This window comes from Mesorhizobium sp. 10J20-29, assembly GCF_054130485.1.
The window spans coordinates 3,296,276-3,321,079 of record NZ_CP199156.1 but is presented as its reverse complement, the minus strand read 5'-3'; the positions used below and the strand labels follow the sequence as shown (position 1 = coordinate 3,321,079).

General features: G+C 54.4%; 22 protein-coding genes and 1 pseudogene. 6 read left to right on the top strand and 17 right to left on the bottom strand.

Annotated elements, in window-relative coordinates; genetic code table 11:
* The first annotated feature begins 41 nt into the window (after positions 1–41).
* The 6 genes and pseudogenes from ACT2BZ_RS15905 (at position 42) to ACT2BZ_RS15880 (ending at position 7,074) form a co-directional block, all read left to right on the top strand.
* Positions 42–917 (top strand): carbohydrate ABC transporter permease, encoded by an 876-nt coding sequence (locus tag ACT2BZ_RS15905; RefSeq protein WP_457936100.1) that lies wholly within the window; start codon positions 42–44, stop codon positions 915–917.
* A complete protein-coding gene (locus ACT2BZ_RS15900) occupies positions 914–1,825 on the top strand; it encodes a carbohydrate ABC transporter permease (RefSeq protein ID WP_457936099.1) in 912 nt (303 codons plus the stop codon). The genes ACT2BZ_RS15905 and ACT2BZ_RS15900 overlap by 4 nt, the downstream gene beginning before the upstream one ends.
* A gap of 5 nt (positions 1,826–1,830) precedes the next feature.
* Positions 1,831–2,919 (top strand): ABC transporter ATP-binding protein, encoded by a 1,089-nt coding sequence (locus ACT2BZ_RS15895; RefSeq protein ID WP_457941348.1) that lies wholly within the window; start codon positions 1,831–1,833, stop codon positions 2,917–2,919.
* A gap of 35 nt (positions 2,920–2,954) precedes the next feature.
* Positions 2,955–4,496, top strand: coding sequence for a sulfatase family protein (locus ACT2BZ_RS15890; RefSeq protein WP_457936098.1), 1,542 nt, complete (start codon positions 2,955–2,957; stop codon positions 4,494–4,496).
* A gap of 194 nt (positions 4,497–4,690) precedes the next feature.
* Positions 4,691–5,401 (top strand): annotated as a pseudogene (locus tag ACT2BZ_RS15885) (IS5 family transposase).
* 722 nt (positions 5,402–6,123) lie between these two features.
* Positions 6,124–7,074, top strand: coding sequence for a site-specific integrase (locus ACT2BZ_RS15880; RefSeq protein WP_457936097.1), 951 nt, complete (start codon positions 6,124–6,126; stop codon positions 7,072–7,074).
* Between the two features lie 2 nt (positions 7,075–7,076).
* On the opposite strand, the gene ACT2BZ_RS15875 is transcribed toward ACT2BZ_RS15880, so the two are convergent.
* From ACT2BZ_RS15875 to ACT2BZ_RS15795, 17 genes are all read right to left on the bottom strand, one after another.
* The gene (locus tag ACT2BZ_RS15875) at positions 7,077–8,123 is read right to left on the bottom strand and encodes a UDP-glucuronic acid decarboxylase family protein (RefSeq protein WP_457936096.1); all 1,047 of its coding nucleotides are present in this window, start codon (positions 8,121–8,123) and stop codon (positions 7,077–7,079) included.
* Between the two features lie 264 nt (positions 8,124–8,387).
* On the bottom strand, positions 8,388–8,513 hold the full coding sequence (locus ACT2BZ_RS15870) for a hypothetical protein (protein ID WP_457936095.1): 126 nt from the start codon (positions 8,511–8,513) through the stop codon (positions 8,388–8,390).
* Positions 8,491–10,428, bottom strand: coding sequence for a sulfate adenylyltransferase subunit CysN (gene cysN / locus ACT2BZ_RS15865; RefSeq protein WP_457936094.1), 1,938 nt, complete (start codon positions 10,426–10,428; stop codon positions 8,491–8,493). Before cysN ends, ACT2BZ_RS15870 begins: the two co-directional genes overlap by 23 nt.
* A 1-nt stretch (position 10,429) precedes the next feature.
* The gene (gene cysD / locus ACT2BZ_RS15860; RefSeq protein WP_457936093.1) at positions 10,430–11,338 is read right to left on the bottom strand and encodes a sulfate adenylyltransferase subunit CysD; all 909 of its coding nucleotides are present in this window, start codon (positions 11,336–11,338) and stop codon (positions 10,430–10,432) included.
* A 98-nt stretch (positions 11,339–11,436) separates the two neighbouring features.
* Positions 11,437–12,279: a glycosyltransferase family 2 protein gene (locus tag ACT2BZ_RS15855; protein ID WP_457936092.1), complete on the bottom strand. Its 843-nt coding sequence runs from the start codon at positions 12,277–12,279 to the stop codon at positions 11,437–11,439.
* 190 nt (positions 12,280–12,469) lie between these two features.
* On the bottom strand, positions 12,470–12,652 hold the full coding sequence (locus ACT2BZ_RS15850; RefSeq protein ID WP_457936091.1) for an acyltransferase: 183 nt from the start codon (positions 12,650–12,652) through the stop codon (positions 12,470–12,472).
* A gap of 451 nt (positions 12,653–13,103) precedes the next feature.
* A complete protein-coding gene (locus ACT2BZ_RS15845; RefSeq protein ID WP_457936090.1) occupies positions 13,104–13,943 on the bottom strand; it encodes an FkbM family methyltransferase in 840 nt (279 codons plus the stop codon).
* Between the two features lie 157 nt (positions 13,944–14,100).
* On the bottom strand, positions 14,101–15,105 hold the full coding sequence (locus tag ACT2BZ_RS15840) for a glycosyltransferase (RefSeq protein WP_457936089.1): 1,005 nt from the start codon (positions 15,103–15,105) through the stop codon (positions 14,101–14,103).
* A gap of 132 nt (positions 15,106–15,237) precedes the next feature.
* Entirely contained in the window at positions 15,238–15,957 is a 720-nt protein-coding gene (locus ACT2BZ_RS15835) for a sulfotransferase domain-containing protein (RefSeq protein WP_457941346.1), read from the bottom strand.
* 19 nt (positions 15,958–15,976) lie between these two features.
* Positions 15,977–16,831, bottom strand: a complete 855-nt coding sequence (locus ACT2BZ_RS15830) for a hypothetical protein (RefSeq protein WP_457936088.1) — start codon at positions 16,829–16,831, stop codon at positions 15,977–15,979.
* Positions 16,832–16,839: 8 nt separating this feature from the next.
* Entirely contained in the window at positions 16,840–18,096 is a 1,257-nt protein-coding gene (locus tag ACT2BZ_RS15825) for a glycosyltransferase (protein ID WP_457936087.1), read from the bottom strand.
* The gene (locus ACT2BZ_RS15820; RefSeq protein WP_457936086.1) at positions 18,093–19,439 is read right to left on the bottom strand and encodes a hypothetical protein; all 1,347 of its coding nucleotides are present in this window, start codon (positions 19,437–19,439) and stop codon (positions 18,093–18,095) included. The genes ACT2BZ_RS15825 and ACT2BZ_RS15820 overlap by 4 nt, the downstream gene beginning before the upstream one ends.
* A 129-nt stretch (positions 19,440–19,568) precedes the next feature.
* Positions 19,569–20,816, bottom strand: a complete 1,248-nt coding sequence (locus ACT2BZ_RS15815; protein WP_457936085.1) for a lipopolysaccharide biosynthesis protein — start codon at positions 20,814–20,816, stop codon at positions 19,569–19,571.
* Positions 20,817–20,823: 7 nt separating this feature from the next.
* Positions 20,824–21,933 (bottom strand): hypothetical protein, encoded by a 1,110-nt coding sequence (locus ACT2BZ_RS15810; RefSeq protein WP_457936084.1) that lies wholly within the window; start codon positions 21,931–21,933, stop codon positions 20,824–20,826.
* Positions 21,930–22,724 carry an FkbM family methyltransferase gene (locus tag ACT2BZ_RS15805; RefSeq protein WP_457936083.1) on the bottom strand — a complete coding sequence of 265 codons (795 nt, stop codon included), beginning with the start codon at positions 22,722–22,724 and terminating at the stop codon, positions 21,930–21,932. Before ACT2BZ_RS15805 ends, ACT2BZ_RS15810 begins: the two co-directional genes overlap by 4 nt.
* A gap of 311 nt (positions 22,725–23,035) precedes the next feature.
* The gene (gene fcl, locus ACT2BZ_RS15800) at positions 23,036–24,004 is read right to left on the bottom strand and encodes a GDP-L-fucose synthase (protein WP_457941344.1); all 969 of its coding nucleotides are present in this window, start codon (positions 24,002–24,004) and stop codon (positions 23,036–23,038) included.
* A gap of 36 nt (positions 24,005–24,040) precedes the next feature.
* A complete protein-coding gene (locus ACT2BZ_RS15795; protein WP_457936082.1) occupies positions 24,041–24,799 on the bottom strand; it encodes a glycosyltransferase family 2 protein in 759 nt (252 codons plus the stop codon).
* Between the last annotated feature and the right edge of the window lie 5 nt (positions 24,800–24,804).

Here is a 24,804-nt window from a genome sequence, read left to right as displayed (position 1 = left end):
GATTGTTTCGAAGTTTGAGGTGACAAGAGGATAGTGGCGCAGTGACTTTCCTCCGCAAAGGTAGTTACCGGCCGTCTATTTTCGCCACGTTTTTCTTTGTCATCATCGGTGTTTTCTTTTTCGGGTCCTTGGTTTGGACGGTGGTTCTTTCGTTCACCGGTTCAAAGCTGCTTCCCAGTTTCGAATTTGTTGGTTTCGATCAATACATCCGACTCTGGTACACACCACGTTGGCAGATTGCCGTCGTGAACATGATCATATTCGGTAGCCTCTACATTCTGATATCACTGCTGCTTGGTATCTTCCTTGCTGTGCTTCTAGACCGAAAAATCCGTGCGGAATCTTTTTTTCGAACGGTGTTTCTCTATCCATATGCCGTATCGCTAATTGTCACAGGCCTAGCATGGAGATGGCTGCTCGAACCGACGGCAGGGATACAGCAGATCGTTCGGGATCTCGGCTGGGAGACCTTTACCTTCGATTGGCTAGGTAGCCATGACATGGCCGTATACGCCCTGGTCATAGGGGCGACCTGGCATTCGATCGGGTTCGTGATGGTCATCATGTTAGCTGGTCTGCGGGGAGTTGAAACCGAGTTATGGCGCGCAATTCGCGTCGAGGGGATCCCCTACTGGCGCGGATACTGCCAGGTCGTGCTGCCTTCTCTCAGTCCAATGATTGGGTCCTGTTTCATACTTCTAGCCTCCGACGTCATTCGATCGTACGACCTTGTAGTTTCTCTGACCCGGGGAGGGCCCGGCGTTTCGTCGGACTTGCCTGCGAAGTTCGCCGTCGATCATTTCTTCAGCAGGGCGAATATCGGCCTCGCCTCCGCAGCGTCAATTGTCATGTTTCTCATAGTGATAGCTCTGATCTCGCCTTATTTTTATTCTGAACTCAAAAGGCGGTCACGATGACATTCACTCCGGAATTGATAATTCCAGCGCGACGCTTCAAGTCAGCGCGCGCGAATTCGCGGAGAACTGTCGAATTGTGGGGCAAATACATATTTCTGGTCGCGGTAGCGATCTACTTCCTTCTTCCCGTAATGCTCATCGTCCTCAATTCAGTGAAGCCTATGGAGGAAATACGCCAAGGTATGTTGCTTGGCTTCCCAAGCAAGCCAACTTTGGATGCATGGCGTGAAGCTTGGTCCTCGGCATGCACAGGACTCGACTGCGATGGGGTGCGTCCGGGCTTTGTCAACTCAGTCGCGATCACCGTTCCTGCAGTGGTTTCCTCTTGCCTTCTCGGTGCAGTCAACGGATTCGCACTGTCGCAATGGAGGTCGAGGACAGCCAACATTGTTCTTTTCATGGTGATGATCGGACTTTTCATCCCCTATCAAGCGATGCTCTATCCTACGGTCAAGATCCTTAGCTTTTTTCAACTGTTCGGGAACTACTGGGGCATTGTAGCCGTCCACATAATTTTTGGTCTTCCATTTACATCGCTGTTGTTCCGAAATTTCTATGTCGGAGTATCCAAAGAACTGACGAATGCCGCACGTATGGAAGGCGCTGGCTTCCTGCGGACGTTCTGGTCGATCATGCTGCCGCTATCGAAGAACATACTCATCGTGGTGGGGCTTCTCCAGTTTACGGCGATTTGGAATGAGTACCTTCTCGGCTTCATATTTGCTGGTAAGGATAGTGCGCCAATGACCGTCCAGCTCAATAATATCGTGAACAATACGCGCGGCGCATCATCCCTAAACGTGAACATGGCGGCGACGCTGATTACCGCGTTGCCACCCTTGATAGTATACTTCTTGTCCGGACGTTACTTTGTTCAGGGAATAGCTGCTGGAGCTGTGAAAGGTTGAAGCGCATGTCGGGCGTTGAAGTAGAGAGGGTCACAAAGAAGTACGGCACTGCGACGGTACTGAAGGAAATATATCTCAAGGTGACGAAAGGTGAGTTCGTCGTTCTCCTCGGGCCATCGGGTTGTGGAAAATCTACATTGCTAAATATTATCGCTGGGCTCGAAAATCTTGAGAGCGGCGCAGTGTTTATCGGGGGTAAGGACGTAACCGATCTGGAGCCAGCCGACCGCGGTCTGGCGATGGTCTTCCAATCTTATGCCCTATTTCCCACAATGACCGTGAGAGGCAATTTGTCTTTCGGTCTCAAGGTGCAAAAGACGCCAAGGGATGAAATAGAAAAGAGGATCGCCAGTGTGGCTCAACTCCTCCAGATCGAAGCACTCCTAGATCGGAAGCCCTCAGAACTCTCAGGAGGACAGAGGCAGCGTATTGCTATCGGCCGAGCGCTTGTGCGCCGCTCGGATGTATGGCTCTTCGACGAGCCGCTTTCGAACCTTGATGCAAAGCTGCGTGCCGAGACTCGCGTGGAGCTGAAGAAACTGCACATCGATATGCGCCCGACCATAATTTATGTCACTCACGACCAGATCGAGGCGCTAACGATGGCTGACCGAGTAGCGGTTATGCACGCCGGTCGCATTGAGCAATACGACAAGCCACAGACCATATATGACAGCCCTGCTACGCTCTTCGTTGCGGGGTTCGTGGGATCCCCTTCGATGAACTTCATCGAAGGAAAACTGGATATCGAAGGTCGCTTTCTGGCCACTGGTGCTTCCAGACCGATATCACTTTTCCCAGACGGCGGTTCCGCGGACTTCACGGAAAACGACTCTGTCGTACTGGGCGTACGACCGGAAGAACTGTACCCGATCGACAATATTGATCCGCAAGGCCGCAGTTTACCGGCAAAGACCATAATGAGTGAGTCCATGGGTCCTGATACGCTGATTTGGGTCGAAGTCTATGGGAAGCGCTGGTCGATGCGAATTCCGACGTCGAAGTCCACCGGAATGCCTGACGTCTTCGAAATGGGTTTCGACGCAATGCGCGCATCTCTTTTCGACAAGGAAACCGGAGTCCGATTGAACTGATGCATTCTAAATCGCACTCGCGGAAATAGGTCCCGATGAATATCATTTATATTGATATAGACAGCCTGCGTGCAGATCATCTTGGTTGCTACGGGTACGCGCGCAACACGTCGCCTAATATAGACGCTCTTGCCAAAGAAGGGACTGTCTTCTCCAACGTATACATCTCGGATGCACCCTGCCTCCCGTCGCGCACGGCACTGTGGTCGGGGCGTTTTGGCTTCCGAACTGGAGTCGTCGGCCACGGCGGAACGGCTGCGGCCCCCTTCAATCAAGGCACCAACCGAGGTTTCTATGATGCTTTCCTCAATGAAGGTTGGATGCGGGCATTCCGTGATTTGGGCTTTCACACTGCAACCGTTTCCTCGTTTGGAGAACGTCATTCGGCCTGGCATTGGTATGCCGGATTTAATGAAGTGATGAACCCTGGTCTCGGCGGGATGGAAAGCGCTGACACGGTTGTCAGAACGGCAATTGACTGGATCGACCGCCGTAGCAGCTCAAGAGAGAGCTGGTTTCTTCACGTCAATCTCTGGGATCCGCACACTCCCTATCGCGTGCCGGAGGAATTTGGCGATCCCTTCGCTAATGAACCCGGACCGGAGTGGCTCGACCAGAACTGGTTTGAGGCCGCTTCTCGCGGCTACGGTCCTCACTCTATTCAAGAACCCAACGGTTTCGACGGCTTCAATTTTGAGGGACAGTATCCCCGCGCGCCGGTGCCGATCTCGTCTCTAGTCGAAGCTAAGGCCTGGATCGACGGATATGATACTGGAATATTCTTCGCTGACTTTTGGATTGGGAAGCTGATTGATAAACTGAAGAGCAGCAACCTCTACGATAAAACAATCGTCATGATTGGTGCGGACCATGGTGAGAACCTTGGCGAGTTGGGTGTTTGGGCAGACCACCATACTGCCGATCACCCTACCTGCCATGTGCCGATGGTTGTAAGGATGCCCGGTCAAAGCAAACCAAACGCGGTAGATCACGGATTGCACTACCAAATTGACTTGGCAGCAACCTTGATCGAGCTATCCGGTGGTCAGGTTCCCGTTGGATGGGATGGACGTTCGTTCGCGGAAGACTGGCGTAATGGAAGTAAGACGGGAAGAGACTTCCTTGTGACAAGTCAAGGTGCATGGGCCTGTCAGCGAGGTATTAGGTTCAACGCCCAAGGTACGCGATATCTCTGTCTGATCACTTATCACGATGGATACAAGGATTTCGCTCCTTGGCTCCTGTTTGACCTCACGCAAGATCCCTACGAAAGACAGGATCTGTCTACCTCAAGGCCAGATCTGGTCGCACAAGCCGCGCGCTTTCTTTGCGACTGGCAACTACAAATGATGCTCACGAGTGACACAGATGTTGATCCGCTGATGACCGTTCTTCGCGAAGGAGGGCCGTTCCACTGTCGCGGGGAGCTGGGGCGCTATCTAGCAAGACTAAAGGAAACTGGTAGAGAAGAACACGCTCAGGTTTTGCTGAAGCGCCACCCTGAGGACGCAAAGCTTACTGTCGAGCAGTTCAGAGACAAATCTGACAAAGGTACTGCCTGGAATCCCTTATTGTGACATTTTGATCGGCAATCGGATTACGGCTTCCGAGGGTCAGAGCACGTCCTATTGACGATCTAGGGGCATGAAACGCTACCTCTGCTCGCTGCTTTCGATTTGGCCATCCTGGGGCCAAGGTGAGGGTCCAGACCCATAAAGGGATTCCCAGAATTGGCCTGATGTGATTCACCTTCTCCGAAAGGAGGAGTGTGATGAATCGAGACCATCTCTGGCTGACAGACGTGCAGTTCGCGAAGCTTAGACCGCATCTTCCGACCGACACTCGCGGTAGGCCGCGCGTGGATGACCGGCGCGTGATCAGCGGCATCATCCATGTCATCAAGAGCGGTGGACGCTGGGTCGACGACCCTACCCTCTACCGCCCGAGGAAGACGCTCTACAACCGCTTCGAGTGCTGGGCCGCCAAAGGCATCTGGAGCGGCATATTCGATGCCTTGGCCAATGCTGGCGGACCACCGGCGCAGCTGCTCATCGACTCCTCGGCAGTCCGTGCCCATCGCAGTGCGGCCGGGGGAAAAGGGGGAACTCAACCAGGCCATCGGCAGATCGCGCGGTGGACGCACCACCAAGATCCACGCCCTGACCGACGGGCTGTGCAGGCCCGTCGCCTTCCTATTGACCGGAGGCCATCAACATCGCTTCTGAATGCGGACAAGGGCTACCACAGCGATGCCATTCGTCGCCAAGTCTGGCAGCGCGGTGCGTTCGCCAACATTCCGCCGAAGGCAAACAGGAGGTGGAAGAACGGCTTCTCCCCCTACCTATAGCGCGATCGAAACGCCATCAAACGCATGTTCTGCAGGCTCAAGGACTTCCGACGCATCGCCACCCGATACAACCGGCTCGCATCGAACTTCCTCGCAGCAGTCTGTATCGCCGCAACCGTCAGCTACTGGTTATGAGTCCGAACCCCGAGCTGTAGCATTTATGTTCCAGATCCTTCGACTACGCGGAGGTTGACCTCAATAATGGCCAATGGCCCCCAAACGGATGGGCAGGCGACATCTGACCACGCGGCCGTCATTCTTTCGGCCGTCTAGTGCGCTTCCTACCTAGTCTGATGATGCCTGCCGCTTTGAAGGGGTTTGAACAGCCTGTCGGCGTGAACTGGTCGAGAACCTGGCTAAAGTCGTCCGACATTGCCTTCCATTGCCCCTCTCGCCTTTGGCGCGCGTGAGAGTCTTGGGTTCTGAGCAGGCGTCTAGGATCGGACTGAATAGGGGGATGAAGGCTGATTCTGCTTTGATGGTGGATCGGCGTCGACACCACTGGGGACCCGGACCGCGTACCAATCCGAAACCGCTGCCGGTCACGATCGCAAAGAGACCAAGCAGTATCAAACACCCGATCGTCTAAGGGCGACGAAGCCTGATCCCGGGACCGTCGTCTGGCGTACCGACGAATTCGATACCCGCAGCTTCAAGTGCCCGCTGGACATCGTTAAGTGTCGATGACCTGCTTGCGGGGATGCCATCGACCTTTTCGAACCGCTTGATAGTTTGAATGCCTACATTGGCTGCCTCTGACAACTCAGCAGCTGACCATCTAAGCGCCGCGCGGGCTGCCCGTATTTGTTGTGCAGTAATCATTGACTTCACACTGATTCGGTACTACTTGTACCATTATGGATACCTTCGGTACCTGTCTTGATCATAATGCTCTCGGTGGACAAGAAGCGCAACCATTCGAGCGTGACTGGCGTGTCCAAATATCTCGGCTTGAAGGCGCATACTCGCCTCATACGCTACGATCATATCGGTCCGACTTCGAAACTTTTGAACGGTGGTGCGAGAACAATGGCCACGGCTTTCTTCCTGCGACGCCAGAGATAGTTGCAGCGTACATCGCTTCGATTGCCCCCGGCTACGCTACGTCCACTATCAAACGAAAGCTTTGCGGTATCCGCAAAATCCACCGCCTGTGCAGGCTGGATAATCCGATAGATACGGAGGATGTCTCGATCGCTGTACGACGCGTTCGAAGGAGCAAACTGTCGCGGCCGAAGCAGGCGCTTGGCCTGACTGAAGACCTCCGCGAGATTGTCCTACAAGCAAGTGACACCGATCTTGTTGGCCTTCGCAATCGAGCAATGATCGCGGTCGCCTATGACACGCTTTGTCGGCGCTCCGAACTTGTAGCCTTGCGCGTTGAAGACATGCAGGAAAGTGCACGCGGCAAGCCGATCATGCTTGTTAGACGAGCTAAAAACGACCCATTCGGATCGGGTAGAACCGCATCTCTATCAACGGCCGGACTGCAGGCGCTCCGCCGATGGCTGAACGCCGCAGAAATCCACGAAGGTCCATTGTTCCGTCCGATCTATCATGGATCGGTAGTTCCCAGGTCACTTAATCCATACACGGTCGCGCGTGTCCTGAAGTCGATGGCTAAGAAGGCAGGCTTGGACAGCGACGCGGTACGGCAATTGTCGGGTCATTCCATGCGCGTCGGTGCAGCACAGGATCTCATGTCCAATGGCTTCGGGATGCTGACAATTATGCGTGCTGGAGGCTGGAAGTCGATCAACGTGGTCGCTCGATACGTTGAAAATGCTGATCTACACATTTGGGACTGACGTCACTCTCTAGCGTGAGGATCTGTACCTGACTGTGTTCGCAGCGCATGTACTTTGCAATATCGAAGCGATGCCACCCTAAATCCCAGATCGACCCCTAACAACGTGCGGAAGTAGGCAACCGTGCGCTCGAGACCCTGTTGCGCCGGCACGGTCGGCTCCCAGCCGAGCACTTCGCGCGCCTTGGTGATGTCGGGCTGGCGCTGGCGCGGGTCGTCCTGCGGGATCGGCAGGCGCACGATCTCGGACCTGGAGCCGGTGATCTCGACGATCATCTCGGCCAGTTGCAGGATCGTGTATTCGCGCGTGTTGCCGATATTGATCGGTCCGGTCACGTCGGGCGGGCTCACCATCAGCCGCATCAGTCCGTCGAGCAGGTCGTCGACATAGCAGAAGGAGCGCGTCTGGCTGCCGTCGCCATAGATGGTGATCGGCTGGCCCAGCAGCGCCTGGACGATGAAGTTCGACACGACGCGGCCGTCCTGGCGGTGCATGCGCGGGCCGTAGGTGTTGAAGATTCGCGCCACCTTGACCGGCAGGGCATGCTGGCGGTGATAGTCGAAGAACAGCGTCTCGGCGGCGCGCTTGCCCTCGTCATAGCAGGAGCGCGGGCCGATCGGGTTGACGTTGCCCCAATAGTCCTCCGTCTGCGGGTGGATCACCGGGTCGCCATAGACCTCGCTGGTCGAGGCCTGCAGGATCGGGCACTTCAGCCGCTTGGCGAGACCGAGCATGTTGATGGCGCCGTGCACCGACGTCTTCAGCGTCTGGATGGGGTCGTGCTGGTAGTGGATGGGCGAGGCCGGACAGGCGAGATTGTAGATCTCGTCAACCTCGACGTAGAGCGGGAAGCAGACGTCATGGCGCATGAACTCGAAGCGCGGATTGGCGTGCAGATGGTCGATGTTGCGCTTGGTCGAGGAAAACAGGTTGTCGACGCAGATCACCTCGTGGCCCTGGTCGAGCAGGCGGTCGATCAGGTGCGAGCCGAGGAAGCCGGCTCCGCCTGTCACGAGAATGCGCTTACGGCTGTCTGAAATAGGCGGCATGGTGTTAGACTCCGGCGGGATCACATGTTCCCGATAGCTTGCACGGCTGATTTTGAGAATCGCACGATTGACGGTGGATCGCTGGCAAACCGCAGGATTCACTATCGCAGATTCTTTATATGAGACCTTCACGATGCCTGCAGGTGCAGCACTTAAACACGCGGGATCGAATTCTGACGACTACTTATGATGAGGTTTATTTGATCGACAAGCGCTACTGCAAATTACGTTGAGGACACTGACGTTCACTGGTTGATTGTAACTCTACCCGATTCGATCGACCGCGCAGCCGGCATGGAAGACTTCCATGACCTTTCGGCCGGCGTTCAGCGCCAGGTCTTCGAAGACCCCGAGGATCGCCGCGTCGTCAGATGCCGCCGCCTTCTTCATACTGCTGTTCCATACGGTCGCGTTCGATCAGCCACTCGTCGAGGAGTTCTACCATCATTTCGGGCGACTTGCCGAGCGTTTCGAGATGGATTTCCGGTGCTTCCGGCGCTTCGTACGGAGAATCCACACCCGTGAAGTTTTTCAGCTTGCCGGCCAGTGCCTGCGCATAGAGACCCTTGGGGTCGCGCTTGGCGCATTCCTCGAAGGGCGTATCGACGAATACCTCGACGAATTCGGCCTTCGGCAACAGGTCGCGCGCCATTCGCCGCTCTGCCCGGAAGGGCGAGATGAAGGAGACGATGACGATCAGGCCGGCATCGGCCATCAACTTCGCCACCTCGGCAACACGGCGGATGTTTTCGACGCGGTCCTCGTCGGTGAAGCCGAGATCGCGGTTCAGACCGTGCCGGACATTGTCGCCGTCCAGTATGTAGGTGTGGCGGCCAGACGCGTGCAGCTTCTTCTCCAGAAGGTTGGCGATGGTCGACTTGCCCGAGCCCGACAGGCCGGTGAACCAGAACACCGCCGGCCGCTGGTTCTTGGCCAGCGCGCGCTCCTTCTTGTCGACGTCGAGCGACTGCCAGTGGATATTGTCGGCGCGCCGCAGCGGATGCAGGATCATGCCGGCGCCAACCGTTGCATTGCTGATCCGGTCGATCAGGATGAAGGCGCCGGTCGCCCGGTTGTCGGCAAAGCTGTCGAAGGCGATTGGCGACTGCACCGAGATGTTGCAGATGCCGACCTCGTTCATCTCCAGCGACTTGGCGGCCTCGCGGGCGAAATTGTTGACGTTGATGCGGCACTTCAGCTCCGTCACCGTAGCGCTCGCCTGGTCGGTCTCGGTGCGCAGAATGTAGGAGCGGCCGGGCAGCAGCGCGTGCTCGTTGAACCAGACGAGGTTGGCCGCGAACTGGTCGGCGACATGCGGCCGGGCATTCGGCGCCACTAGCATGTTGCCGCGCGAGATCTCGACCTCGTCGGCCAGCACCAGCGTCACCGCCTGGCCGGCGACGGCGCTCGCCAGGTCGCCGCCCTGCGCGACGATGCGCTTGATACGCGAGCCTTTGCCGGACTTCGCCACGACCACCTCGTCGCCTTGGGAGACCGAGCCCGAGGCGATGGTGCCGGCAAAACCGCGAAAATCGAGATTGGGACGATTCACATATTGCACCGGAAAGCGGAACGGTCCTTCCACTGCGATGTCGTCGACCACCACTGTCTCTAGATGATCGACCAGTGTCGGCCCCGAATACCAGCCGATCCGCTCCGAGCGGCGCGCGACATTGTCGCCATAGCGCGCCGACATCGGGATCGGCGCGATGGACGCGAAGCCGAGATCCTTGGCGAAGCCGGCATAGTCGGCGACGATCCGATCGAACACCGCCTGATCGAAATCGACGAGGTCGATCTTGTTGATCGCCAGCACGATATGGCGGATGCCGAGCAGCGAGGCGATGATCGAATGGCGCCTGGTCTGCGCCAGCACGCCCTGCCTGGCGTCGACCAGCACGATGGCGAGATCGGCCGTCGAGGCGCCGGTTGCCATGTTGCGCGTGTACTGCTCGTGCCCCGGCGTGTCGGCGACGATGAACTTGCGCTTCGGCGTGGCAAAGAAGCGGTAGGCCACGTCAATGGTGATGCCCTGCTCGCGCTCCGCCTCAAGCCCGTCGACCAGCAATGCGAAATCGACATCCTCGCCGGTCGTGCCGTGCTTCTTGGAATCGCGCTCCAGCGTCGCCAGCTGATCCTCGAATATCTGCTTGGTGTCCGAAAGCAGCCTGCCGATCAGGGTCGACTTGCCGTCGTCGACAGAGCCGCAGGTCAGAAACCGCAGCAGCGACTTGCGCTCCTGCCCGGCTAGGTATTCGCGGACGCTCTCGACCGCCTCGATGCTCTTGGCCGTGCTGTGGCGCATGTCAGAAATACCCTTCGCGCTTCTTCTTTTCCATGGAGCCGGACTCATCGCGATCGATCATGCGTCCCTGTCGCTCGGAGGTGCGGGCGGTCAGCATTTCGCTGACAATGCCTTCCAGCGTATCGGCGTCAGAATCTATCGCGCCGGTCAGCGGATAGCAGCCGAGCGTCCTGAAGCGGACCATGCGGTTCTGCAATGTCTCACCCGGCTTCAGCTCCATGCGCTCGTCGTCGCGCATGATCAGCATGCCGTCGCGCTCTACCACCGGCCGCTCCTTGGCGAAGTAGAGCGGCACGATCGGGATGTCCTCCTGCAGGATGTACTGCCAGATATCGAGCTCGGTCCAGTTGGAGAGCGGGAAGACGCGGATCGATTCACCCTTGGCGACCCGGGTGTTGTAGATCTTCCACATTTCCGGCCGCTGGTTCTTCGGGTCCCAGACATGCTGCGCGTCGCGGAACGAGAAGATGCGCTCCTTGGCGCGCGACTTCTCCTCGTCGCGCCGGGCGCCGCCAAAGGCCGCGTCGAAGCCGTGTTTGTCGAGAGCCTGGCGCAGGCCGACCGTTTTCATCACGTGAGTATGGGTGTTCGACCCATGCGTGAACGGGCCAATGCCGTCACGCACGCCGTCCTCGTTGATGTGGACCAAGAGGTCGAAGCCGAGCTTCTCGGCCATCGCATCGCGAAACTCGATCATCTCGCGGAACTTCCACGTCGTGTCGACATGCAGGAAGGGAAACGGCGGCTTCGCGGGATAGAAAGCCTTCATCGCCAGGTGCATCAGCACCGAGGAATCCTTGCCGACCGAGTAGAGCATGACCGGCTTGGAAAAAGTCGCCGCCACCTCGCGAAAGATATGGATCGCCTCGGCTTCAAGACGGTCGAGATGAGTCAGTCTTGCCGAGCCCATGGTCTAGCTACTCGCTCAGAAGACGTTCGTGAGAGGCCAATAATTCTAGGTCACCCAAGTCACAGGCCGAAAACTGGCGGACAGAAAAGATCCTCTCCTTACTCAGACACTTTCTCCCGCTCCTGTATTATTAGCCGAACGGTTTGAAAGTACCACGCCTTATAAATCGCATAGTTAAATCCCGCGGATCCGTCGAGAAATCCCGCCCTAAAAAAGTAGGAAAAAATAAAATAGAACCAGGGGTACCAGGCCTTATCTATATTACGGTATTTTAACTTCTGACGACGCGTGAGATGATTCCAGTCTTCTGGTGACCGGGCGAGAAGTGCGTAGCGACGGGCTTCCCACATTGCGTAACTGCGGTGCTTATCAAGAAATTGTGCGAGCCCTTTGTAGTCACGATGTTCGATGGGGACGCCAATGATTCCGGTATTACCGCGGATAATCGGATGTTCGTGGACCTCCATATCGAGGCAACTCCATCGATCCTCATCGATTCGCTCATACAGGCCGGCACCCACGCGAAACAGCGCCAGCTTTTGCTGTGGTACGCCGTGGTTCAACTTGCGGCCAAGAAACCAATTAGAATAGTTCAGCCAGTAGGCGTCAGCTCGCCCACCGCTCAGAGAATCTGCCAGCGCATCACAGAACCTGTCGTCGACAAATTCATCAGCATCCAAAAAAAGCACCCAAGGTTGAGTTGGCATTTCATTGAGAAGAAACCAGTTTCTCTTTTTTGGGAACTTCCCGTCCCAAACAAAATCAACAATACGCACACCGAACTTTTGGGCAATTTCACGCGTCCTATCCGTTGATGCACTGTCAATAACAACGACCTCAGCGAATCGGGACAAGCGTCGCAGACAAAGATCGAGATTTACCTCCTCGTTCTTCACCGGTATCGCAACTGTTACCGCCAAGAGAGATTCTTTATTGTGCATTTTCTATCAACACTATCTCCGGGAACGTGGACGCTTAACTAGCGTGAGCGCCTGGGAAACAGTCAACTGGCTAGGATGGGGACCCATTACATTGACACATTCTTTAATGAGAAATCGATGCCTCTCACATTCAATTCTCCAAGGTCTGTTGTGCGGCGGCTAAGGCCGCCGGTAAGCGACCCTTGGTCCTTCATGTCCATCTCTTGCCAATCTGCTTCGCCGGATTCCCTGCAACGATTACTCCGGATTGGACATTCTTCATCACGACAGCCCGAGCTCCCACAATTGCTCCGCTTCCGACTATTACTGCCGGACCGATAAACGCGTCAGCGCAAATCCAAGCTTCATCACCGATTTCAATCGGCAGTTTCATGAGAGGCATCTCAACGTTTCGCCAATTGTGCGTTCCGGCGCATAAATGCGCTCCTTGCGAGACCGTCGCTCGGACCCCAATCTTGATTGGTCCCAGTGCATAAAGAATTACCCGGTCCCCCACCGCGCAATAGCTCCCGAGGGTCAAGTTCCACGGGATGGAAATCCGAGCTGTCGGATGAATATGGACGCCCTGCCCAATGGTCGCCCCGAACAGACGCAATAGGAACCGCCGCCAAACCCATAGCGGGCGCGGGCTCAATGCAAATAGCGGACGCGCGATTGCCCAAAGGACTCTGCCAAACTGTTCACTTCGACTCCAATTTCGGCTTGTCCGGTTAGTAATGACATCAATCATTCTTCGGCCGCCATTGAGTCAGATGTCCAAGCGCGGCTTTGAAGACGCTGTAGCTTGTGATCTTCAGTTGAAACAACTGCATGTCGTACCCCGGTCAGACCAGCACTATATCCACGAACTTAGTGCCGTCGACCAATTTCATAAAAAGCTCGTCTATCTTATCTACGTTAAATTCCTCCTCTATATTTGGTTGGTCTAAATTTATCATTGTTGAATAGTGCGCATGCTTCAGCGCCGCCAGAAGCTTAGGCAACCCTCCGGATCGTCGCAAACCATAAGGCCAAAACTCGAGACATACTGGCACTTTGGCCAACAACAGCCTCTCGGCACCAGCCAGCACTGCGCCCTCGAACCCCTGCGTGTCAATCCACAAGAAGACTTCAGAAGAATCAACGCCATCAAGTATTTTATCAAGACGAGCCGACCGGACCTTTATCACCTTCCTTTGGTCCTCGTCGAACCTCCCGGCACTAGTGGACGTCCTCACCCTATGATCACCAAAGTTTCTGTCGCTCACTTCGAAGGCAAGGTGCTCATCGTCAGTTTCCCCAGCCGCGAGATTAAATAACGTGAAACGGTCGCTCAGCTCATTAATTGCAACATTTGACGACAACAATCGGAAGTTCTCGGGCTCTGGTTCGATCGCTATGGCGTTTCGAAAATAACCTCTATTAAGAGCGGAAATAGAGATGCTACCTAAGTTTGCCCCGACGTCGACCAGCGTCGTACGTCGGGTTTCCATAGGGAGTATACTCATCAGTTTCTCGAACTTATCGAAATCAAAGGCCCGTCGATTGATGTAGCTATTTCTCCCAATCGCTTTGTCTGAAGTGTTAACTAGGAAAAGGCCTTCGTTCGTTCGCGCAAGCAATATTGATCCGGGCGCTTGACTATCGAAGTAAATCTTGCGAAATCTTGGACTTTTGTCGAGCATTCGAGTTATCGCTTCTGCAGTTTTATAGAATGCGCGTCTCATCCAAGACCTCGACAGTTTGGGTTTCAACTCACTCGTACGTCAGTTCGAAGCACGACAAGTCCGTTCGCGTGGAGACCATGAATCAAATAAATTGTGTCACAGGGCGTACGTGTGTTCAGGAGTTGGCGAGCATACTTTCGTAGACCGATATGTGATCCCGTGCGATGATTGGCCAGCCAAATCGGCTCGCTACAAGCCTATTCCCGCGTATCCCCATCTCCGCCAAATCGCTGCGCTCGAGCGTGGCGCGAAGATGTGCCGCATTGTCGTCGATTTCAACTGCAGCACCTGCTTCGAAGCCCTCAGGCAGATTGCACGCCCGTGTCATAAGGACAGGCAGTCCCGCCGCCCATGCCTCCAAGATCGCCATCGGTAATCCTTCAGATTTTGATGGCAACACAAACGCTGTGGCCTCGCGCAGTTCACGCTGCTTCTCCGCGCCATAAACCGGACCTACAAATTCTACCCGGTCGCCAAGTCCCAACTTTTCGACCTTTCGGTGGAGAACCTCTCGGTGTCCGCACTCATCTGGTCCCGCAATCCGCAGTATCCACGGACGAGTGAGTGATCGGCAAATTTCATTCCAGTTATCAAGGAATTCAAGAATTCCCTTTTTCGGATGTATCCGCCCCAGAAAAAGTAGTCGCGGTTGCTGACTAGCAAACTTAGGAAGGCGCGACAGTAGACATCCATCAACCCCGTTGGGTATAATTGCAATATTCGCTTTTGGCAGAACAGCCCGAATCGCTTCTGCCTCTGATTTATTCAATGCATGTAGACATGCGGCACGGCGCAGGTTGGTGTGTTCATATGAGACCCAAGCGAGCCTTTTTCTCAGACGGCTGTTGCCGATCGCCCAAGGGTCCAGCATTCCCCTGGGTGAAATCATTACCCTACCGCCCGCCGCAGCCCAACTCGACGTCTGACGTGAGAAATACTGCCATATCCCATGTTGATGCACGATATCGGGGCCGATACGATCGATCTCGCGTTGGATCGCCGGGGCATATCCCACGCTGGTAAGGCCGAGTGGTCTAACCACCACCGGTGAAAGCGGTTCCCACAGCGCTAGGTCTCGATCAGTATCCGGATCGCGGAGTCCCAGGACATGAATATCCAATCCAAGGCCTGATAGCGTCTGGGATAACCGTCTAACCGACCAGAATAGCCCACCTGCACGTCGCGACAATGATCCACACATTATCAAAACGCGCATCGTCACCCGGACTTTCTTGGAACGAAAATATCCGATCTAATCAGACTCAATTGTATATCCAAAAGCCTCAGCTTGATCAGCACAATGACTCCGCAATATGTCGAGGGCATTTTTCGTTAACAGGCCAGTCCAAGATGAGACTGAGCTCTGCGCGAGAAAGGGACTGGAAATGTTCCGCCGTTTGAGTGAGCTAAAGTCAAAGCGCTCCACCGCAGAGCGTATGCTGTCTTCGGTAGCCCCGAAGCCATAGTGATCAACGATTCGCGACACGCAACCCGTCGTGTCCGCTTTCAGATCCTCAAATCGAACGTAATACCAACCCGCGGTGATACACCGCTGTAGATGGTTGCGTAGGCTATGCCTGGCGCCAGGCAATCTTGTAATGGCGAACCTGACGAATTCGTCGTCAATGCGACCATTGGAGCTGAAGACGTCACTTCTCCCTGCCGCTCTCATTGCACGAGCTGCAGAACAGATTGTTTCCCTAGGATCCCGCACGACATAGAGAACGCGGGCTCTGCCTTCAAACAATGTGCTGTGCGTATGCAGAACTACGCCGCACGTACGGAAGCGAACATTGTTCTGGTGATAGGTGAGTCCCGAAACCTGTCCAATTAGTTGAGTTACCCAAGTGGTTCCGCTCTTAGGATAGCCGCACACCACAAAACAAGTGCCACGTCGGGCTTCGGCTCGAAGATAGCTCCGCAAGAGCACTGACGCCAGCCGAGAGCGAGCACGTTTGATAGAGGGACGCATCAAATCCATAGAACCAAGTTCAGACCCTTACGTCGTTCTCACTGATAACCTCCTCGAGAGGCCCTGAGGTGGTGGTGTGCAGCAAGAAATTAGAGGCGATGACAGCGTCCTGGGCTTGCAGCCACGAAAGCACTTCCTCAATTAATGGCGGGTCAATCAGAGTTTCCTGTACTGGGCTGGATACTAGTATTCGCAGAGTTGCACGAAAGCCAGGTGGCAAGTTGCGCACCATGTTCGTCCGGCGGAGCAATGCAGCAAATGCGGCGAAATACGAGGGATACCGAGTGGCGGATGCGGCAGCGTTTGACCAGACCGGCCTGCCGATGTCCGCAGGTGGAAGACCTAACCAGCGAAATATATTACCTGCTAACCGCTGCTGGCCTTCGCTGGTCACAAGATCAGAAAAATGGACGAGGAAACCACTTTGCAACCCGGCTACGTTCGCTAGATAGGTAACGGCACCGGTCATGTCGCATGCATCGAGAATCTCGGCGCGCACTTGTTCAATTTCTCTATGTACATCGACACCCCGCCGCCTCGCGATATGCAAGAGGTAGCTTCTCGCTAGATCTGAAGGCTCCCGGATACAGAGAATATATCGCATCTGTTCTGGTCGCAGGCTAGCGCCTCTCAACTGAGCGAAAAAGCTGTCACGATTGCCAGCCATTCCATAAGTTGTCGTGAAATCGAGCAAATAGCGTGTGGCGGACGTGATGGCATATCCTGAGAGTTCATTGCCCCGCCCGCCCGGTAAGAAATCACGCGGCTCTTTTTGGCTATGCAAACAAATCGCTGGATGAGCCCCCAGGAGATTCGCCAAGGTCGTGGTGCCACACTTCGGCATTCCAAAGCAGAAGACTCGTTCCGGGATCATTGGGTCTTTCACACCGCATTCTCTGAAAGGAATGTGCGCGCCGCGATATCTTGTAGCGAGACTTGCTCCAATTCGGTCCACCAAGGATGCTGCGAATACATGGGATCTGAAGCAAAAAGTCTCCCGAGAACGCGGTTTGCATCTAGTTCATAAGCAAGCGGCGAACAGGCGATCCGCTGCATCTGCTTGGCGACGCCAAGCCGGGTTTTGTTGTCAATTGGTCTGAGCGTCCGAATTGCACGGGCTATGTCCGCAGGATCATTAGGGTCGGCCACTTCACCGGTACCATACTTCAACGCCGTAAGTTCAAGGCCAGGGAAATTCGATGCGACGTAGGGTATGCCGGCCCGAAGATACTCGGTTAATCGTCCCGGAGCTTGATAGAAGTTTGCTAGATCCGTATCGCAGTAAAGAAGTATCCCGATTTCGCAGGCAGCATAAACCGTCAATAGCTGCTGGTAGTCGAGGCGTGGCAGAAGGACGATGCGGCTCCGCACCCCCGCCAACTCTGCTGTCTTCAAGCAGGCCTCAGCTTCCGGTGAACCCGGTAACATCCCGGTGAAAACGAGGCAGTACGAGCGCTCTAGATGAGCGAGTGACTGAACCAGCTCGTACGACTTTCGGCGCGGCATATATGGTCCGCCCGTCGCCAAGAGAACGGCTTCGTCACTGTGGAGGCGCTCGGGCAAACGGCTCAACACAGCCTTGCGAACCTCGATACTGCGCCCCGGCACCGGCCAGTTTGCTGGCAGGGCCGTACGAATTACCTCAGGCGTGCACCGCAACTCGTGCACCAACTCCATCACTTTCGCGCGATTTATTTCGTTGCAGATAACCATGTGGCTTCGGCGCGCGAGAAAGCGTTCAGCCCGAGAATATGACCTCGTGATAAGCGGCTTAAAATCCTGCGTATGATAAATGATCCTTAAGTTAGGGAACACCAAAGGAACCCAGGCGCAAAGGACACTCTGCTGAGCACCCTGCACATAAAGGCAATCAACGTTGCCTTCATAAAGGCGCAAGAAGAGTGCACGAATCAACGCGAGCCCCGCGAGTCGGCGCGGCCCAGGGAAAGCCAGATAGGTCAGGCCTTGGAGCCGATCCGTCCAGTTCTGGCATGCTTCTGATCCAACCGCGAAGTACGTGACACGGTGTCCGTTCGCGGCTAACCATATTGCAGCCATAGCTTGATGGGGCGCCCGACTTTGTGTGAGCTCATAACCGACAAACAATATACGCATCTTCGTATAGTCGCTGTTGTTCACGCCGATCGGTCCGGTCTTTGGCGCATATACCCCGCCGGTCGTCGAGGTGGTTTGCCGTCGCCTGGCATTTGCCATCTTAGGCTTCGGTGACGGCCTGAGCCATTGATACTGATAGAACGGCACCGCACAATTTTGATCCCGCAGATAAGACCAAGTATGAGCATACTGACTGAACCCAATACAAAACCTAACTGACTCTTAGGGAGGCCGTGCGAGACCAAGCCGGCGCAGAAAGTAAACAAGGGAAACATCAAAGGCGGGTAGCGGCGCGCTAGTTCGGCCGCCAAACCCATTGCGACGACGACCGCGAGTTGTCCAGGAACAAACCACGCGCTCCCGAATGCTAGCGCCAGTTCCGACGGAAATGAAATTGGGATTCCGGCCCCTTTGTTTCTAATATATCTGTCGTCCCGGAACACAAAAGTTCCAGCAATTTGCCCGGTGGCGGCGAACTCAGGCTTCCCCGGCCAAATTATCCTCGGGACCATTCCGTAAAAGCCGCCGAGCAAAACGACCCCTACACTTGGAACCTGCCTATACTCGCTGTACTGCCATACAGTTCTGTCCTTGACGGGCGAGAGACCGTACCCAGTTTCAGAGTTGACAACTTGGGCGTTGAGAAGCGCAAGTCCAGCGTTTATACCACTCGCTCCGCTTCGCTCCGCCGCGATTATTGCCATTAGACTGATCCCGGCAAATCCACTAACCGCGCCAGCAAGTATCACATTGCGCCTAGTACGTCCTAACTGCATGCGGGCGAAACGGATCAAAAAAATTGTCATAATCGGAACAACAAAGACGCCTCTGCGGCTTGAAAGATAACCAACGACGACCAGAGCTATCATAGTAGCACATGCCATCAAAACATGTGGATTTGTTCGCCTTATACGCAAAAGGGCTAAAACTACGATGGCATGAAGAGAGTACAGATTTAGTACCGCATTCAAGATATTGAAAAGTGGTCCGGCCTCGCGAGCACGCTTGGCGCTTGTGAAGTCCGAGATGCCAGCTTGCCCCATCCACACTAAAAGGACGGCGACCAATAGACCCGCTGCCAAGCTAAGTTGAAAGAACGCGCGCGCTGTCAATCTAGCATAGTTCGCAGAGACTTCATTGATCGTATCAAGGCCTACATTCCGACTTCTCATGAATATTGCTGCTAACATGATCACAAATAACCAGTTTATCATGATCAGATTTAGTACTTCTGCGTCTTCTTCGGAAAATGGGGAAACAATCGCCGCAATAAACATATTCGGAACCAATAGTAGAAGTGGCGACCTCCATTTATACAAGAATGCCGTCGCGACAAACACCACCAATATCCAAACGATGTTTATCATTTCTTACCCTGTTTTTTTTCATAAAATACGATTCTTCTAGCTCATTTACTGAACCAATATGTTACCGAAACCGACCTGCGATTGTAAGACACACCATAGCGGACTTTATTCCAATTAGTGCTGTTCAATTCACCTGTGGCGCAGTGGAAATGGCCAAATAGCATAGCGAAAGAGGTCAAGTTGAAGCAGCAGCACTCGACGTGTTTGTGCGAACATCAAATTAGAAAAAACAACCGAAGTGAATGCACCGATCACGACACCCGACACTGCCCCCTCAATCCCGAAGAAAATAAACAAAGGAGTAACGGTGATCATGGAGACAGCCCCCCCGAGCAGGACACGATAGGCAGAAATCCGGAACAGCCTGCCAGTAACTAGCCAGACTTCCTGAATGTAACCGAGCATGATCGCAATGCTAGCTAAGAAATATATCATGGCTCCAGTTCGTGCGGGTCGATAAGCCTCTCCGAAAAGAAGCGGCAGCATGAATGGAACGGTCAAAGCGGCTATCAGAGTGAGCCAGAACATTAGCCTAAAGAATGGCTTTACGGATGTGACAGGGAAGCGTGCCGGCTCAGACGATGCTGCTTCACGGTAAGCTGCAGGTCGCGCGGATACAAAGAGCGCCGCAGTCAACCCATTGAATGCCTCGGGCAGTCTCGTTGCTGCGTTATAAAGCGCAGCAGCTTCAGGCAGTGCGAGAAAGCTAAACAGCACCATTGGGTAGCGCAATGCCAAACTGGCAGCCATCTCCGTTGGCATAAGTCTAACCACTGGCGTGAGAAGTTGGCGACGATTGCTATTGTAGAAGCTACCCCAATCGGAACGTTTCCCACAGGCAGGAATGGGCAAGGCCAATCGGTATATGAGGAGTTCGACTAAGAAACCTAGGGCAAAAAGATACGGTTCTACAAAAAAAGAAGCTGCCAATTTGACGGTGAGGACCGTGATCCCCGCGAAGACGCGAGTCTGCGCTATCCGCTTGAAGTCCCCGTCATGTTCGGCTCGTCTGAGGTTCAGCTGATATCCAGTGAGTGTGCCTAGTAGTAGAGCAAAGACAACAAAGGGGGTGCCTTCAAACAGGGCCGCGCAGAGAAGCGCGAACGCTACGCTCGCTAGCACGGTAAAATGTCGTGAGAAATCCACGAGAGCGCGGTCGTTGTGATCAACAGCGCCACGCGCAAGCACTGTCGAGTAAACTTTGGCGAAGGCGTTGGCGATTGGTAGAACGAGCACTGTGTTCAACGAGACGATGGAGACAACGGTGCCAACGTCGGCTGGCTCCAGACGACGGAACACGAAAATTGTTCCTATCAGCGAACAAACCAACTGAAAGATATGCGCGCTACCCAAAAGTCCCATTCGGCGAAAGCTCATTACCGCGCTATCCGGTTGCGCCTAGGAAAGTCTCTAGATCGGAAGGCGCGGGCTGAAGAGAAGTCAAGCTCTGAGGTGCAGCAAGGAGCGACAACAGTGCGCTGGTGAACCCCGCGGGAGTCTCGTCATGTGTAAAAGCACCGATAGATGATAAATACTCGCCCATGGCGAAGGAATTGCCGATCACCGGCAAGCCGGCGCAGAGCGCTTCGGCGACGCGTATCAGCGCGCCAGTAGTCGGTGCTTGTTGAACCCAAAGGGCCCTGGATTCCACGATGAGATCGGCGAGTACATCGTCAGAAGGGCTTTCCACGACGCGAACCTTCTCGTCTGATACTTTGTACAAAGCAGACACTTTGCGCCCGGCAAGGACGATCTCGAGTTCTGGTGCAATCTGACGAACTAGATCCACCATCCTCAGTTGCGCCTCCATTCCGAGTCGTGTTGGCAGGTTCTGTGCTGACCCCAGAATGAGGAAAATGCGCCGCGGACCAGGACGACGACGCATCCGAATCTGTTCAAGCCAGTCCATTCGCGTGAGTGTGGGACGGTAGGGAAAATAGATCGCATTCAGCCCGAAAACAGACATGATCTGAGTATCAAGCCGCGAGATGCCCGCCACTAAATCAGCTTTTCGAAGAGTAGTGAGCTCGGTCTGGAAACGTGCACACTTTTGTCGCGGCGTATTTTCGGTCGACGACGTCCGTGGAACGACGGATTCGATATTGTGAGGGAAAGCAATCAGTCGTGCTCGCGGCCAGAGCCGGCGAAGCAGCTGGCCTGCGAAGGCAAGAGGCAGTGTGTGTGGCTCCCAAAAGACCAAATCGGGGTCGCAGCTAGGGCCTGAACGCTCAAGAAATGTCGCCAGCATTGCAAGCCGCGCCGGTGCCGTGATGCCAAATTGCCACGCCCCGAGTATTGATCGTGGTGCAGAGAAAAGGCCGGACACTGCCGCTGCAGCACCCACCCCAGGGAGATGCCGCAGACCGGGAAAGGCCAAGCGTTTGACGCCTCCCCCCGCAATTCGTTCTGCTGCCTCTAAGATTTGACCTGAACGCAGTTGAGATCCGCCTGCAACCGTCGCTCGGTCTGGCGAGACCACCAGAATTTTCGTCACGAAAGCCTCCCTCTATGGGGGGCATCCCGGTTGACAAAAACGGCATTCATGTCGTGCAGGTCGGGAAAATGACCCGAGTTTGACATGTAGAGTGCCGACAACTTGAACCCCTTCTCGCCCATCATCTCGATATGCTCGATCCAAGTCTGCTTGGATCTGTAAAGGCTAGAGAACTCGATCTCACTGATAACACAACAAGCCCGATTCTTGACGAGCTTGCTAGCAAATAGGATCTCATAATCCATACCTTGGGTATCGAGTTTGATTAAAATATTCGGCACTCCGTCTTCGCCAAAATATCGATTTATCAACGTATCAAGACTTATAGTATCCACTTCGATTGTGCGATCGATACGCATTTTTTTATTTAAAGCATCAACAATAGTCTCTGGTTTTTTTAAACTACTGAATTCGTTGTTTGCCGTGACATAGAAATTCTGCGCTCCATCTTTCACGGAAACAGCGGAAGTAAGCACAACTACATTCTCCTGCTTCAAATGAGCAGAACGGAAGGGCTCAATCACAGACTCATTCGGCTCCACACAAACTACGAGCGCGTCTTTGTCTGAAGCTTGCAGGACATGCTTTGCAAACATCCCCTCGTTGGATCCGACATCAAGCGTTCCATTTACATCTAGTGTCTGGAAAATACGCCTAATTACTTGGCGTTCAGACAACTCATGCAAACGCGATGTGTCGATCATTCTTAGATGTACAAGTGTCTTCTTATAACGGCGAAGCCGATCTTTGATGACGTCAAGCTGCAATGGTCTTCTAATCAATGATTTCATCTCTGCTGGTGTCCATCAGTGGCCAACCGATCAATTTTTCGGCGAAGCCGCCACATTCCGCCTTATGAGGCCATCGAGAACGGCGCACTCACGAGTTCGCTCAAGTTCGGCTTGCGCGGCCGTCCGGTGAGGAAAGGTGCCGACATCCAGAGCGGGATCAGAGTCCGCTTTCAACCGTTTCCGTGGCATCTCTCCTCATCCGACAGAAGAACGACTGAAATCACTCACCTGTCGTTTGGAGTAGACTGAAGAACGCACTTCTGGCTCATGAGAGAAGATTGAATTTTGATCTCTCAACGGTTGCACGGCTATTACCTTCTAACGACTCGCAACTCGTGGCACGCATTGTCCCGATACCAGTGGTATGTGTTGGCTAGCCCTTCGTCTAAGCCAATCGAATGGCGCCATCCAATTTGCTGCAAACGCGACACGTCAGAAAGCTTACGCGGCGTTCCATCTGGCTTAGACGCATCAAACACTAGCTCGCCGTTGTACCCGACCACTGTTCTGATTTTCTCCGCCAACTCGCGAATTGAAACTTCGTCGCCAGTTCCGCAGTTGATTGGAACCTCGCCATTGTAGTGTCGGCTCAGGAACACAAGCGCATCCGCCAGATCATCGATATGCATGAATTCGCGCAACGGTTTACCTGATCCCCATACTGTCATGGAAAGCTCGCCCAACAGCTTTGCCTCATGGGCCTTTCGCATCAACGCCGGAAGAACGTGGCTGGTCTCAAGGTCGTAATTGTCACCTGGACCATACAGATTGGTCGGCTGAGCAGCGATGAAATTGCAGCCATACTGTTTTCGATAGGCCTGGCAGAGCTTGATGCCTGCAATCTTGGCGATCGCATACCATTCATTGGTCGGTTCCAGCGGACCGGTAAGAAGCGCCTCCTCCTTGATCGGTTGCGGCGCCATTTTCGGATAGATGCAGGTCGACCCCAGAAGAACCAGTTTCTGGACCCCTACCTCGTAGGCAGCGTGGATGACGTTCGACTGGATCATCAAATTGTCGTAGAGGAACTCTGCAGGATACCGGTCGTTGGCCAGGATGCCGCCAACCTTCGCTGCAGCCAGGAACACCACCTCGGGCTTGTTGTCTGCCATCCATTCGTTCACACGTCCCTGATCGCGCAGATCGACTTCTGACCGACCGACTGTCAGGCAATCGACGTCCTCACGCATCAGACGGCGCATCAAGGCCGATCCCACCATGCCGCGATGGCCGGCAACGAAGACGCGCTTTCCTGTCAGATCAAACTTATTGTCGGGCATGCTCATCGATTTCGTTTCAATTGGGTTCCCATCCGACTAGCTGCCCGAACCAAATCGGACGAACTGGCCAAGCTTTCGTGCTGGTTTGGCGACCAGGGCCAGATCGAACCAACCCGCATTGAGCCACTTCTGTCGTGCCCGCAAGGCCTCGAGATTATGGGCAATATGCGATTTCAGGCCAGACGTGCTTTTGCCACCACGCTGCATATCGATCATGACGTGGTTGACCTCGGCAATACGAAAACCGGACAGTTCAACTGCACGCAGCATCCAGTCATAATCTGATGCCGTTTTCAGTGACAGGTCGAACTCCCCTACCCTCTCGGCAACCTCACGTCTTGCATAGAAGGTCGGATGAGCGGGCATCCATCCTGTTCGGAAACCCTTTTCTGGTCTCGGTTCTGAACGCCAGCGACGAACCACATTCTTGGAAATGTGGTTGTTCACAAAATCGAGATGGCCATGGACGACATCGGCCTTTTCAAGGGCCTCGGCAACGCGGCCGAGCACTGATCGATCATGATAGGTATCGTCGGAATTCAGGACGCCGAAAGCATCTCCCGTAAAGAGTTTCAAACCCTTGTTGAGAGCGTCATACATGCCCCTGTCCGGTTCCGAGATGATCGTGATCTGATCGCTATCGTAAGATCGGGCAATCTCGACGGTGTGATCCTTCGAAGCTCCATCGATCAGGACCATTTCCTTGTCAGAGTGATCCTGGCTGAGGAAGCTGTCGATCGTATGCCTGATCGTTGCTTCCGAGTTCCAGCAGACGGTAATTGCCGAGATTTTCATGGAAG

Bases quoted from the DNA above. Each gene is read 5' to 3' on its own strand.
- ACT2BZ_RS15815 (WP_457936085.1), bottom strand. From the start codon at position 20,816: ATGAGCTTTCGCCGAATGGGACTTTTGGGTAGCGCGCATATCTTTCAG.
- ACT2BZ_RS15830 (WP_457936088.1), bottom strand. From the start codon at position 16,831: ATGATCCCGGAACGAGTCTTCTGCTTTGGAATGCCGAAGTGTGGCACC.
- ACT2BZ_RS15875 (WP_457936096.1), bottom strand. From the start codon at position 8,123: ATGCCGCCTATTTCAGACAGCCGTAAGCGCATTCTCGTGACAGGCGGA.
- ACT2BZ_RS15890 (WP_457936098.1), top strand. From the start codon at position 2,955: ATGAATATCATTTATATTGATATAGACAGCCTGCGTGCAGATCATCTT.
- ACT2BZ_RS15795 (WP_457936082.1), bottom strand. From the start codon at position 24,799: ATGAAAATCTCGGCAATTACCGTCTGCTGGAACTCGGAAGCAACGATC.
- ACT2BZ_RS15855 (WP_457936092.1), bottom strand. From the start codon at position 12,279: ATGCACAATAAAGAATCTCTCTTGGCGGTAACAGTTGCGATACCGGTG.
- ACT2BZ_RS15820 (WP_457936086.1), bottom strand. From the start codon at position 19,439: ATGATAAACATCGTTTGGATATTGGTGGTGTTTGTCGCGACGGCATTC.
- ACT2BZ_RS15805 (WP_457936083.1), bottom strand. From the start codon at position 22,724: ATGAAATCATTGATTAGAAGACCATTGCAGCTTGACGTCATCAAAGAT.
- ACT2BZ_RS15895 (WP_457941348.1), top strand. From the start codon at position 1,831: ATGTCGGGCGTTGAAGTAGAGAGGGTCACAAAGAAGTACGGCACTGCG.
- fcl (WP_457941344.1), bottom strand. From the start codon at position 24,004: ATGCCCGACAATAAGTTTGATCTGACAGGAAAGCGCGTCTTCGTTGCC.
- ACT2BZ_RS15850 (WP_457936091.1), bottom strand. From the start codon at position 12,652: ATGAAACTGCCGATTGAAATCGGTGATGAAGCTTGGATTTGCGCTGAC.
- cysD (WP_457936093.1), bottom strand. From the start codon at position 11,338: ATGGGCTCGGCAAGACTGACTCATCTCGACCGTCTTGAAGCCGAGGCG.
- ACT2BZ_RS15835 (WP_457941346.1), bottom strand. From the start codon at position 15,957: ATGCGTCCCTCTATCAAACGTGCTCGCTCTCGGCTGGCGTCAGTGCTC.
- ACT2BZ_RS15900 (WP_457936099.1), top strand. From the start codon at position 914: ATGACATTCACTCCGGAATTGATAATTCCAGCGCGACGCTTCAAGTCA.
- cysN (WP_457936094.1), bottom strand. From the start codon at position 10,428: ATGCGCCACAGCACGGCCAAGAGCATCGAGGCGGTCGAGAGCGTCCGC.
- ACT2BZ_RS15870 (WP_457936095.1), bottom strand. From the start codon at position 8,513: ATGAAGAAGGCGGCGGCATCTGACGACGCGGCGATCCTCGGGGTCTTC.
- ACT2BZ_RS15880 (WP_457936097.1), top strand. From the start codon at position 6,124: ATGGATACCTTCGGTACCTGTCTTGATCATAATGCTCTCGGTGGACAA.
- ACT2BZ_RS15845 (WP_457936090.1), bottom strand. From the start codon at position 13,943: ATGCTCGACAAAAGTCCAAGATTTCGCAAGATTTACTTCGATAGTCAA.